At 60.1% G+C, this 12,216-nt stretch carries 11 protein-coding genes; 3 read left to right on the top strand and 8 right to left on the bottom strand.

Features of this window, described 5'->3' with window-relative positions; genetic code table 11:
* Nucleotides 1-80: 80 nt before the first annotated feature.
* The 3 genes from ACYQ6M_RS00665 to ACYQ6M_RS00655 all read right to left on the bottom strand — a co-directional run bounded on the left by ACYQ6M_RS00665 (nucleotide 81) and on the right by ACYQ6M_RS00655 (nucleotide 2,952).
* Nucleotides 81-362, bottom strand: coding sequence for an aa3-type cytochrome c oxidase subunit IV (locus tag ACYQ6M_RS00665; RefSeq protein ID WP_023003505.1), 282 nt, complete (start codon nucleotides 360-362; stop codon nucleotides 81-83).
* A 155-nt stretch (nucleotides 363-517) separates the two neighbouring features.
* The gene (locus tag ACYQ6M_RS00660; protein ID WP_460071562.1) at nucleotides 518-1,897 is read right to left on the bottom strand and encodes an ABC1 kinase family protein; all 1,380 of its coding nucleotides are present in this window, start codon (nucleotides 1,895-1,897) and stop codon (nucleotides 518-520) included.
* A 167-nt stretch (nucleotides 1,898-2,064) separates the two neighbouring features.
* Nucleotides 2,065-2,952: an SDR family oxidoreductase gene (locus ACYQ6M_RS00655; RefSeq protein WP_460071560.1), complete on the bottom strand. Its 888-nt coding sequence runs from the start codon at nucleotides 2,950-2,952 to the stop codon at nucleotides 2,065-2,067.
* Between the two features lie 97 nt (nucleotides 2,953-3,049).
* Between ACYQ6M_RS00655 and ACYQ6M_RS00650 the strand changes: the two genes are divergently transcribed.
* Entirely contained in the window at nucleotides 3,050-3,907 is an 858-nt protein-coding gene (locus ACYQ6M_RS00650) for a helix-turn-helix transcriptional regulator (protein WP_460071558.1), read from the top strand.
* Here the strand turns inward: ACYQ6M_RS00650 and ACYQ6M_RS00645 are convergent.
* Nucleotides 3,894-4,796 carry a heme-dependent oxidative N-demethylase family protein gene (locus tag ACYQ6M_RS00645; RefSeq protein ID WP_367021894.1) on the bottom strand — a complete coding sequence of 301 codons (903 nt, stop codon included), beginning with the start codon at nucleotides 4,794-4,796 and terminating at the stop codon, nucleotides 3,894-3,896. The genes ACYQ6M_RS00650 and ACYQ6M_RS00645 overlap by 14 nt on opposite strands.
* An 11-nt stretch (nucleotides 4,797-4,807) precedes the next feature.
* Complete coding sequence (locus ACYQ6M_RS00640; RefSeq protein WP_228871284.1) at nucleotides 4,808-6,634, bottom strand: M3 family oligoendopeptidase; 1,827 nt, start codon at nucleotides 6,632-6,634, stop codon at nucleotides 4,808-4,810.
* Between the two features lie 190 nt (nucleotides 6,635-6,824).
* On the opposite strand from ACYQ6M_RS00640, the gene ACYQ6M_RS00635 reads away from it, so the two are divergent.
* Nucleotides 6,825-8,399: a sigma-54-dependent transcriptional regulator gene (locus tag ACYQ6M_RS00635; protein ID WP_023003516.1), complete on the top strand. Its 1,575-nt coding sequence runs from the start codon at nucleotides 6,825-6,827 to the stop codon at nucleotides 8,397-8,399.
* 313 nt (nucleotides 8,400-8,712) lie between these two features.
* Nucleotides 8,713-10,458: a DUF882 domain-containing protein gene (locus ACYQ6M_RS00630; RefSeq protein ID WP_460073170.1), complete on the top strand. Its 1,746-nt coding sequence runs from the start codon at nucleotides 8,713-8,715 to the stop codon at nucleotides 10,456-10,458.
* 90 nt (nucleotides 10,459-10,548) lie between these two features.
* On the opposite strand, the gene ACYQ6M_RS00625 is transcribed toward ACYQ6M_RS00630, so the two are convergent.
* The 3 genes from ACYQ6M_RS00625 to ACYQ6M_RS00615 form a co-directional block, all read right to left on the bottom strand.
* Nucleotides 10,549-10,818 carry a DUF2312 domain-containing protein gene (locus tag ACYQ6M_RS00625; RefSeq protein WP_031270542.1) on the bottom strand — a complete coding sequence of 90 codons (270 nt, stop codon included), beginning with the start codon at nucleotides 10,816-10,818 and terminating at the stop codon, nucleotides 10,549-10,551.
* Nucleotides 10,819-10,969: 151 nt separating this feature from the next.
* Nucleotides 10,970-11,266 carry a DUF1244 domain-containing protein gene (locus tag ACYQ6M_RS00620; protein ID WP_023003523.1) on the bottom strand — a complete coding sequence of 99 codons (297 nt, stop codon included), beginning with the start codon at nucleotides 11,264-11,266 and terminating at the stop codon, nucleotides 10,970-10,972.
* Nucleotides 11,267-11,303: 37 nt separating this feature from the next.
* On the bottom strand, nucleotides 11,304-12,113 hold the full coding sequence (locus tag ACYQ6M_RS00615; RefSeq protein WP_460071555.1) for an N-formylglutamate amidohydrolase: 810 nt from the start codon (nucleotides 12,111-12,113) through the stop codon (nucleotides 11,304-11,306).
* Nucleotides 12,114-12,216 lie beyond the last annotated feature (103 nt).

Here is a 12,216-nt window from a genome sequence, read left to right as displayed (position 1 = left end):
GATCTGACCGCGCCTTTCCAAAAACAGATGTGTTCGTTGTTCGTCTGTGCTGGCCGGACCATGAAGGCCGGAGGCTTCGCTCAGACGGTCAGGATCGCCAGGATGCCGCTCAGAACGAAGACAGCTGCAGGCGGGATCCAGCCGGATGCACCCAGAGCCATGCCGACAGCGGTGGCAATGAGGGTTGCGATCAGCAGCAGCCAGCCAAAAACGGTAGCAGCGGTGCCGCCAAAGGCGAACATGATCAGGCAGACGACAATGGTCAGGACTGCGATCGTGCCGATCTTGGAGAAGTTGATGAACCCCTCGTAAGTCTGCTCGTGAGCGTCATAGTCCATTGCGGGCGCAGTTTCGTCAGACATGAAGTCCCCCAGGAAAATTCGATAGTCGGCAGCCTACATACAATAAAGCCTGCCGGTTCGGCAATGACGGGAAGTGCACAATTCGTCACACAGGTCGCGACTTTTTGACAGCTTTGGCTTTGGCATCCCTTTCCGCACTGAAATCCTTCGCACAATCAGGCAGCATGTGAGGCTCCGGCAAGCCCGGCTGTAGCCAGTACATCGTTCTGGCGCTTGCGCACGGTTGCCGCTTCAAAACCGTCGATCTGCTCGTTGAACAGCTCAAAGAAATTGAGTTCCGCCCGCAGGTGCAGGAACACTCCGCCCAACCCGATTGCCGCCCGGTCCATGAAGACGAACTCCTGCGGCACCGTTAGCGGCCCCAGTTGCTTCAGGGCGGAATGAACGCGGAAGGCTTCCTTGCGTCCGTATTCGGCAGCCGACACGCCGTCCGCGATCGATCGGACGCGGTCACTGAGCAGAGGACCGTAGATGAACCTTGCCCAGATGTTCAGAACCTCGATGACTTCCTTCTTCAGGTCCTTGAAGCCCCAACGCTCATAGGCCGCGACGACCCGATCGTCATTTTCTTCCAGAAGGCCACGATAGAGTTCGACGACGCCCTCGACAAACGCCTCGGGGAAGATGCGGATGCAGCCGTAGTCCAGCAGATTGATGCCCGCCGGAGCGCCTTCCTGCTCGAACACGGTGTAGTTGCCCAGATGTGGGTCACCGTGGATGACGCCGAAATGACTGAACGGATGCCACCAGGCATGGAACATGGTTCTGGCGAGCAGATTGCGCTCGTCCTGGCTGTGTTCCTTGTAGTCGAGCAGAGGTTTTCCGGTGAGCCACCCCATTGTGAGCAGGCGTTTGGTCGACAGCTCCGGGATCACTTCGGGTACGCGGATACGGTCGAAATCTCCCAGGATGCCCTGATAGACGGCGATATGTGCCGCCTCCCTGGCATAGTCCAGCTCCTCACGGACCCGGGCGCTGATTTCCTTGGCGATCTCGCGCGTATCGATGGCCGGGCTCATGCGCCGGTGCAATGAAAACAGCATCTGCAGTTGCTTGAGATCCGCCTCGACTGCAGAAGCCATGTCCGGATATTGCAGCTTGCAGGCCAGAACCCGCCCATCATGGCCGGTGGCCCGGTGCACCTGTCCAAGGGAAGCCGCTGCAGCCGGCTCCTTGCCGAATTCGGCAAACCGGCCTTGCCAGTCCGCACCGAGCTCAGCCCGCATCCGGCGTTTGACGAAGGCCCAGCCCATGGGGGGTGCACTGGCCTGCAGCTTGGCAAGTTCGGTCGTATATTCCGGCGGCAATGCATCCGGGATCGTCGACAAGAGCTGCGCCACCTTCATCAAGGGGCCTTTCAGCCCGCCAAGGGCCGCGGCCAGTTCGGCCGCGTTCTTGGCATTGTCGAGTTCCATGCCGAACAACCGTGCCCCGGCCACCTTTGCGGCAATGCCACCCATGTTGGTGCCGACTTTGGCGTAGCGCCCCATGCGGGCGCTGAGGCGGTTGCTTTCACGGTCTTTGCTGTCGGCCATGCGGTGGCGGGCTCCCTTGTAACAACTGGCGTTCCGGGAACGCCCGATGCATCGAACCGTTGGATACGGTCTCCTGGCACTACATATGAACTACCGCAACAATATCCAGCTCCACCAGCCGCTATTCCGACGCAGGCGTCCAACTGCCTGGCAACGCCCGGCTATTTTCAGAAATAGCCGCTTCTGCCGATGTCCGCCAGCAGACCGCATTCTGCCGGCTGCCAGCCGAGCGCAGCCCGGGTCCTGTCGCAGGACGCAGGACCATCCATTCCGGCAAAGATACCCAGGAAGCCGAAATAGGGTCCTGCGTCGTCCGGGGTGAGCGAGCGCACGGGAAGGTTCAACCCCTGGCCGATTGCCTCTGCGATTGCGCGGAAAGGAATGCCTTCTTCGCCGATTGCGTGAAAAGGACCATCTGTCTCCGGTGTTTCAAGTGCCAGACGATAAGCCCTTGCCGCATCCAGACGGTGCACTGCCGGCCAGCGGTTTTCACCATCGCCAACATAGGCGGCAAACCCCCTCTCCCGGGCGATGCCGATCAGCATCGGGACAAAACCATGATCACCCGGTCCATGAACCGAGAACGGCAGGCGGACCACCCTGGCGTTGATCCCGGCCTGCACCAATTCGGCCGTCGCGGCCTCGGTAGCTCTGGGATAGGTCGGTGAGGTTGGAACCGCCGGATCGGCTTCAGTTGCCACCGGTCCGGACCGGACAACGGCAACACCCGAGGTAACCAGCAGCGGCCGGTCTGTTCCGGATAGCCCCTCGCCGAGGGCCAGAATGGCGGCACGGTCTTCCTCACAGCTTGCGGCAAAGCGCGAAAAATCATGATTGAACGCCGTGTGCACGACAGCGTCACTTGCCCTTGCTCCATCACGAAGGCTGTCGAGGTCCTCCAGTGACCCGATCTGCACTTGCGCTCCTTGAGACCGGAGGAGCGCAGCCCCTCTTTCCGATCGGCTGAGGCCAAGCACCTGGTGGCCTGCCTGCAACAACTCCGAAACGACGGCGGAGCCTACAAACCCTGTTGCGCCGGTAACGAATACTCGCATGAGAACACTCCGTTGGTTGAACGGCGAGCAGTCTTGCGGCAATATTTATCCAATTAAAGTAGTGACTTTATACAGGTATAATGACTGACAGGATAAGATGGCGGATATCCAGGAAGACAATAGACTGGGCCGGTTTCTGAAGGATCGCAGGGCAAAACTGGATCCCGCCGCATTCGGCATTCCCCTCACCCGCCGGCGAACGCCGGGCCTGAGGCGCGAAGAAGTCGCACAACGCGCGAATGTAAGCGTCACCTGGTACACATGGCTTGAACAGGGACGTGGCGGTGCGCCTTCGGCCGAAGTCCTTGACCGGGTTTCAAAGGCCCTGATGCTGACGGATGTCGAACGCGAGCATCTTTATATTATCGGGCTCGGCCGTGCCCCTGACGTTCGCTACCAACCGCAGCAAGGTGTGTCGCCCCGGCTTCAGAACGTTCTGGATGCCCTGGAACAGACCCCTGCCATGATCAGGACCCACACCTGGGACGTCGTTGCCTGGAACCGCGCTTCTTCGGCCGTCCTGACCGACTACGCCAGCTTGCCCCCCGGCGAACGCAACATTTTGCGGCTGATCTTCAGCGACCCGAGGGTCCGCAATATCCAGGCGGATTGGGAAAGCGTCGCCCGTTTCGTCGTCGGTGCTTTTCGGGCCGATGTGGTACGTGCCGGCGCCGCATATGAAACCACATCCCTGGTGGAGGAACTGTGCCAGCTGAGCCCGGATTTCGAACGCCTGTGGAAGGACCATGACGTCCTCGCCGCAGACGACCTTACCAAACGGTTGAAGCACCCTGTGGCCGGCTGGATGAGCCTTGAATGTTCGACCTTTGCCGTCGACGGCCGTGCGGACCTTGCGATGATGGTCTACCACCCGGCGAGCGCTGAAGACCGGGAAAAGGTCAGGGCACTGATTGACGCTCAGCACACAGCACGATCTACCGCTAGCCGAGACTGATTTTTTCCAGCGCCCGGGCCAGATCGTCCCGTGTTGCCACAAGGCCCTTGTAGGCAAGCTGATCCGGATCAAGCGCAAGCAGCTGCTTGCGGAGCCCATCCGCCAGCCCTGCACGCCCTTCCTGCGCTTCCAGTGCCGCCAACGGATCGTGATGGATCTTGATGGTGAACAGGATATCGCCGGACCCGGGTAGACGCCGCAAGGTTTGCCGCTCGACCCGGAGGAAAAGCTGGGCCAGTGCACCGTCGTCAATCTTGACGCGGATCTGTTTCGGCAAGGGATGGTGAAGATCGCCGTCGGGATAGATCGACCAGTTGAAGCGCTCCAGAAACTGTCCGGCTTTCAGATTGTCGAATATCCGGGCCACCATCATTCCCATGCGGCTTCCGTTGAAGCCGGGAACATTGTCATGAATGCCCGTCATGGACTGGCCGAACTTCTCCGCCAGAGACCAGGACGAGGGAAAACAGAGCGCGGCGGCCGCGAGCCTGTAGCCGTCCTGCCCGGGCCGCATCAAGACAAGATCTTCCTGCACAAGACTTGCAGCCGTTACGAGTGCGGGAGCCCCGGCAAGCGGGATACGCGCGCCGTTGGCGACAATCTCGACTTCGGCGTCCCCGACCCGGTGGGTATCTGCATGAAACCGCGAGAGGTTCTCCGTGAGGAGGTCCAGGACCTCCTGCTGCGCGGCATCTGTGTCCGGCTCTGCACGGAAAACCGTTTCCAGATGATCGGAAAACAGCCGTTTCTTCTCACCCAGATGTTTCGCCAGAAAGGGATCGGGTTCCAGCCAGACCTCCTCACCGATCGGCTTCAGACCGACGGTGAAAGGCTGGCTGGTGCCGTCATAGGGCGTGTGGTGGAAGGGTGGCAACGCTGGCCGTGTCATCGGAAACCGCGTCAAGCCTCTTCCAGAGCTTCGAGTTCATCGATGATCCGCTCGATCACCGACAGGCCCTTTTTCCAGAAATCCGGATCGACCGCGCTCAGTCCGAACGGAGCCAGAAGTTCGGAATGGTGTTTGGTACCACCAGCCTTCAGCAGATCGAAATACTTCTCCTGGAATCCGGTCTCCGCTTCCTCGTAAACCGCATAAAGCGAGTTCACCAGGCAATCGCCAAAGGCATACGCATAGACATAGAACGGCGAATGGATGAAGTGCGGAATATAGGTCCAGAAGGTTTCATAGCCTTCGCTCAACTTGATCGCCGGACCAAGGCTTTCGCCCTGCACGGACAGCCACAATTCACCGATCTTGTCCGACGTCAGCTCGCCATTGCGCCGTTCCGTGTGAACCTTGCGCTCAAAGGTGTAGAAGGCGATCTGGCGCACCACCGTGTTGATCATGTCCTCCGCCTTGGAGGCCAGCATCACCTTGCGGGTCTGCGGGTTGTCCGCCTTGGCAAGCAGGGATTTGAACGTCAGCATCTCGCCGAAGACACTGGCCGTTTCCGCCAGGGTCAGCGGTGTCGGCGCCATCAGCGGTCCGTTGGGTGCCGCCAGCACCTGGTGAACGCCGTGGCCCAGTTCATGGGCAAGGGTCATCACGTCACGGATCTTGCCCTGGTAGTTGACCAGCACATAGGGGTGCGCGCTTGGCACTGTCGGATGCGCAAACGCACCGGGCGCCTTGCCGGAGCGGGCCGGCGCATCGATCCAGCGCCGGTCGAAGAACCGGCCTGCGATTTCCGCCATGTCGGGTGAAAAGGCGCTGTAGGCGGACAGCACCGTGTCCTTCGCTTCATCCCAGGGGATCACTCGCGTGTCGGCATTCGGCAGAGGTGCGTTGCGGTCCCAGGTGTTGAGCTGGTCCATGCCCAGCCACTTTGCCTTCAGCTTGTAGTAGCGATGCGACAGGCGCGGATAGGCATCGCGCACGGCTGCCACCAGCGCATCGACAACTTCCCGCTCGACCCGGTTGGAAAGATGGCGGCTGTCGGCAATGTCCGTGAAATTCCGCCAGCGGTCGGAAATTTCCTTGTCCTTGGCCAGCGTGTTGGTGATCAGCGTGAAGGTGCGCAGGTTTTCCTTGAAGGTCTGTGTCAGAGCTTCCGACGCCTTGCGGCGGGTATCGGGCGAAGGATCCACCAGCATGTTGAGCGTCGGTTCAATCGACAGTTCCTGACCGTCGACATCGAAGGTCAGCGAGGCCATCGTCTCGTCGAAGAGCCTGTTCCAGGCACCCGCGCCCGTGACGGACTTTTCGTGGAACAATTGCTCCACCCGGTCTTCCAGCTGATAGGGCTTGCCTTTGCGCAGATCCTCGATCCACGGCAGGTAATGTGCAAACTGACTATCCTGAAGCGCAGTTTCCATCACGCCGTCATCGATCTTGTTCATCTCCAGCGTGAAGAACAGAAGATGCGAACTTGCCGTCGTGATCTGCTCCTGCACATCGCCGTAGAATTTCTGCGATGCGGGTTTGATCGTGTTTTCCGAATAGACCAGGCCGGCGAAGGAAATCAGCCTGCCCATCAGGTCTTCAAGTTCCTCATAGGCGCGAATTGCGGTGACCAGCGCGGGAACATTGCTCTGGGCCATGTCGGCCAGCCTGCCCTTGTAGGACGTCTCGAAGGTTTTCGACCGCTCCAGGATCTCCTTCAGGTCGGCAGCAACCTCCGGCGCATCGACTGCGGGATAGAGATCCGTGAGGTCCCATTCTGGAAGCGCTCCGAGATCTCCTGAAGCGGCGGCCTGGGGGGCATGGACGGGATGTGGGATGGGCAAGTTTTTTTCTCCGGTGCGTCTGCGGACGAACGGGTCCGGCAATCTTCTGTTGTTAGAATTAGTAGGCCGGGAAAAGGCCCGCCTGCAATCTGACTGTGAAAACTTTTTTGCCTGCACTTGGACGATTTGTTTACCCAATTGCGACCAGAATGGTTCGAAACGAGACAATTCGGGACGAGCGAAACCGCCAATGCAAGCACTCAGCGGCAAAATTCTCATTGTTGACGACGATCCCATCCAGCGCAGGTTGCTTCAGGAAGCCGTGAAAAAATTCGGCTACCGGTCGAAAACGGCCGAGAATGGTGCCGAAGCGGTGCGCATCATGTCCAGCCCGGAAGCCAGCGAGATCGACCTGATCATTCTCGACATGGTGATGCCCGAGCTTGACGGTCTGGGCGTTCTGGAACGTCTGCGCTCCGACAAGAACGCAACGCCGGTCATCGTTCAGACCGCCCACGGCGGCATTGATACCGTGGTCAACGTCATGAATGCGGGCGCTCAGGATTTCGTGGTCAAACCGGTGGCGCCGGAACGGCTCAATGTCTCGATCCGCAATCTCTTGAAGACATCCGCTCTGGAAGGCGAGATCACCCGGATCCGCAAACAGGCCTCCGGCACACTGACCTTCGCCGACATCATCACCCACTCGCCGGCCATGGAACGGGTGATCAATCTGGGCAAGAGGGCCGCCGCGTCGAACATTCCGATCCTGATCGAAGGGGAAAGCGGCGTCGGCAAGGAAATGATCGCCAGCGCCATTCAGGGATCCAGCGACCGCAAATCCAAACCTCTGGTCACGGTCAACTGCGGTGCGATTCCCGACAATCTGGTCGAATCGATTCTCTTCGGCCACGAGAAGGGCGCGTTCACCGGCGCGGTCGACAAGCATGTCGGCAAGTTTCAGGAAGCTCATGGCGGAACGCTGTTCCTGGACGAGGTTGGCGAGCTGCCTCAGGAAGTTCAGGTCAAGCTGCTGCGCGCCCTGCAGGAAAGCGAGATCGACCCGATCGGCGCTCGCCGTCCGGTGAAAGTGGATTTCCGTCTGATCTCGGCAACCAACCGCCGCCTGATCGACCAGGTGAAGGAAGGTGTCTTCCGGGAAGACCTTTATTACCGGCTCAACGTTTTCCCGATCTGGATCCCGCCGTTGCGCGACCGGCGAGAGGACATTCCCGCGCTCACCCGCCATTTCCTGGCCCGTTTCGCGGCAGAGGAAGGCAAGCCTCAGGTGGCCGGCGTCACCGCGGACACGCTCGCGATGCTCCAGGAGTATCACTGGCCGGGCAATATCAGGCAGCTTGAGAACGCGGTATTCCGCGCTGTCGTCTTGTGCGACGGCCCGCAACTGACGATCAACGATTTCCCGCAGGTTGCCGCGGCAACGGAACAGACGGCCTCTCCGGGCGCAACGCTCCAGCCGCAGGCACAGATAGCCTACCCGGACCGATTGTCCGGAGGCGATCTTGCCGCAGCGCCGGTCCGCCCGAGCGAACCCTCGGTTCCACCGCACCACACCCCGTCGGCTCCTGCCCCTCAGGCAGGTTTTGAGCAAGCGGCGCCCTTCGGTTTCATGCGCAACCTCGATCAGGACGGTCATGTCCGCAAGTTGACCGATATCGAGGAGGAACTGATTCGCGCAGCGATCAATCATTATTCCGGACGCATGACAGAAGTTGCCAAACGGTTGGGAATCGGCCGATCCACGCTCTATCGCAAGCTCAAGGAATACGGATTGGACGAGAGCGGCAAGGACGCGGCAGCCTGAATTGAGGCAAATCATAGCGCAAACTGTCGATTTCGACGATATTTTGACGCATTCTCCGGGTAACCACCGCTACCGGAGCGTTTTTGCACTACGCGCTTGCGCCGTTGCAGTTCTGCAACGATTATCAGCGAAGCGAAAATAGGGTAAAAACTTCTTAACCTGCGGCAGCTAGGCTATGCATCCTGCTGGGGAGCACGGGATGGGTGAAAGCCCTCTGAAAACGGCGAGATAGAGATTGCGTACACGGTTAGTTGATTTCGACGCCGTCGGTTGGCTGAAGCGTGCCGCGAAAGCGGCCGGCGCGTTTGCTGTCGTGTCTGTGTGCCTGGTCACCTTTGCCCAGGCCGAGACGCGTACCCTGAAGCTGTACAACACGCATACCAAAGAGCGTGTGTCGATTACTTTCAAGAAAAACGGCCGCTATCTGCCGGATGGTCTGCGCGAAGCGAACCGCTTCCTGCGCGACTGGCGCCGTAACGAAATGACCAAGATCGATCCGGAACTGCTGGATCTGGTCTGGGAAGTATACCAGAAGGTGGGCGCAAGCCAGCCGATCCACGTCGTCTCCAGCTACCGGTCTCCCGCAACCAACAACATGCTGCGCAAGCGGTCCTCTGGCGTTGCCAAGAACAGCCAGCACACGCTCGGCAAGGCGATGGACTTTTTCATCCCCGGCGTGAAACTTGCCACCCTGCGTGCCACCGGCCTGCGCAAGGAAGTGGGCGGCGTCGGCTATTATCCGAGATCCGGGTCCCCCTTCGTGCACATGGACACCGGCAGTGTCCGTCACTGGCCGCGTATGAGCCGTTCCGAACTGGCTCGCGTGTTCCCGGACGGCAAGACACTTCACTTTCCGTCTGACGGCAAACCTATGAGCGGCTACAAGATTGCGCTCGCCGAAAGCAAGTCCGGCCGGTCGAGAAGTTCCAAACCGACGATCGTCGCGTCCAACACACGCTCAAGCTCTTCCAATGGCCTGAGCACACGCGACCAGAATCTGACCCGCCCGGGCAAACCGATTCCGGTAACCGCGCAGGATGACAATGCGTCCTCCGGTGGCGGCAACCTGTTTGCCAGCCTCTTTGGCGGCGGCAACAACCGTGACAACACATCCAAGCGTCCGGGCGCAGTTGGCAACACGCCGCCGGCACCGGTTGCCGAAGCCCCGGCGGTGGTGATCGAAAATCCGCCTGTTCCCAGCCGGAAGGTCCTGGAAAGCGAACCGGAAGCACCGGCAGCAGCACCGATTGTCGTGGCCAGCAACGCGCCGATCGTGAAACCGCCTGCGGATATTCCCGCCGTGGCGGCAAGCAAGACGCCTCCGCCCGCACCGAACACGCTTGATGCACAGCGGTTTGCAATCGAGACCGGGCAACCGAGCGCACCGACACAAGGTGCAAACCCGGTTCCCGAGAAGGCAATCGACTCGCGGTTCCAGGTAGCCTCGCGCACGCCGCAGCAGAAACCCAGCAAGGGCCTTAGCGATGCTGCCAAGGTTGCAGCGGCTAATCTCGGCCTGACCGGTGATGTCCCCGTTCCGGGCCCCGCTCCGACCGATGATCCGGTCGCAGCCATTGCCGCGGCAACGGGTACTTCCGTACCTTCTCCGGTGCCTGCACCGCGTTCGGAAACGACGCTTGCCTATGCTTCGGCCTCTGCAGCACCGACGAGCCTGAGCCGCTCGCTGCGTCCGTCGGTAAGCGAACCGGCACGGGCACAGGCCAATCGGCCGGCAGCCGGCGCCACCGCCAAGACAGCCCCTGCACGCCAGCAGTCCGTTTCAGGCCGGATCCCGCGTGATCAGATTGTCGATCCGCTTGCCGGGTTTGCAAGCCTGCCGGACAAATCCGCTCCGACGCTTCTGTCCGGCGCAGGCACCACGCGTCATCAGACCTTCGCGTGGCTCAGCCATCCCAACCAGCGCCAGCTGAAGAATGTGATGATGCCGGGCAACCGCTTTGTCTCCGCCAGCTTTGAAAACAATCCTTACGGCGACCTGCGCACAGACCGGTTCGACGGTCCGGCAGTGGTCATCCTTCCGGTACGCTTCGCGCGCTGAAGCGTCCACCAGTGAAAAATTGAGCATAAAAAAAGAGCGGCTTTTCAGCCGCTCTTTTTTCTTGTCGTGAACCGCGGTTACCGCAGCTTGTCAGCCTTCGCCGCCGCCAGCACCACCAGCCATGCCAAGTGCATGCAGGTAAAGGTCGAGAACCGCCTCTTCCTCTTCACGCTCATGCGGCTGCTTCTTGCGCAGGGAAACGACCTTCCGCAGGATCTTGACGTCAAAGCCGTTGCCCTTGGCTTCGGCATAGACGTCCTTGATGTCATCGGAGATGACTTTCTTTTCTTCTTCAAGACGCTCGATACGCTCTACAAACGCGCGCAGCTGGTCGCCTGCCACTCCACCGGGATCGGACATGTTTTCTGTTTCTCCTTCTCGTACTTCCTTGTCGCGCAGTGCGCGGTCTCAATGGCCGCGGCTGATATGAGCCGCCGTCAATAACCTGGCCGTGCGTTGCCAGACTCCGCATTGGCCGTCAAGCAGCCAAGCAAGCCGAAGCACCCCCGGCTCAGTGTTGGGGTTTGTTCTTTTCAAAGGCGGCCTGCTGATCCGCAGTCGCCTCGGTCTGGTATTTGGCCTTCCAATCGTCGTAAGGCATGCCGTAGACGATTTCGCGAGCCTCGGATTTTTCCAGGGAAACGCCCTTGTCCTGCGCCGCGTCCTGATACCAGTTGGACAGGCAGTTACGGCAGAAACCGGCCAGATTCATCATGTCGATGTTCTGAACGTCCGTCCGTCCACGCAGATGTTCCACAAGGCGTCTGAAAACCGCAGCTTCCAGTTCGAGTTTCGTCTGATCGTCCATCCCGAAGGTCTCCCTGTCCCGGACCGGTGGCCCGGCCTTAAGCAGCGTCGCTACGCGACTTGAAATGCTGGATCCGCCGGCAGTCGGACATGCCGGCAATTTTTCTCAGAACCGGCTCGAGTCGGTCCGCCCATTCAACCGCTCCAGCCACGTCGGCAATCAGATCCTGCCGCAGTTCCAGAAGCGCATGTGCCACTCCCCGGCGGGTTGCGTGCCGGTACATTGTGTCGTTTTTGAGAGCTCCGTCGTAGGGTTCATTGTCACCGACGACGATGTCTTCCTGCGCTCTCAAGCCTTCAAGCATGGGCTGAACGGCTCGTGGGTCGCTGTCCCACAGAACGGTGACATGCCAGGGCCGCGGCACGCCGCGCCAGACCGGCGTGAAACTGTGAATGGAGACGATCACCGGCGGCTCGCTCACTTCCATCATGGCATCCAGCGTCTGGTCGATGAGGTCGTGATAGGGTTTGTGGAACCGGTCGATGCGGATCGCTCGCTCCTTCGTGTCGACCTTTGCATTGCCCGGCACGACGGCACCGTCCGACAGGCGCATGATCAGTGTAGGATCGTCATCGCCCCGGTTCGGATCGATCAGCAACCGAGAATAGGTGGTCAGACAAGCTGGCGCATTGAGTCGCTTTGCAAGTTCGAGCGTGACCGCGCGCGCACCGATGTCATAACCGATATGGCGTTCGAACTGTTCGGCCGGAACGCCGAGATCGCCATAGGGCTCAGGGACCGTGTTGCGGGCGTGATCGCACAAGAGCAGCAATCCGGAAGTAAAATCGCCCTTTACGTATTCGGTCGGCTGAAAGGCCCGGCCGGTTTCGGCTGCTGGTTCTATCATGTCTCGCTTCGTGGAAACTTTTATGGCTCGCTATCGCGCAGGCGGTCAGGTTTACGGCAAACCGGCGAAGGAACCAAGCCCGAAAACACCGCTTTCCGGCGGC

The organism is Roseibium sp. ROS1 (assembly GCF_054658215.1).
The sequence above is the reverse complement of the archived record's forward strand: the minus strand, read 5'-3'. Positions and strand labels throughout refer to the sequence as shown.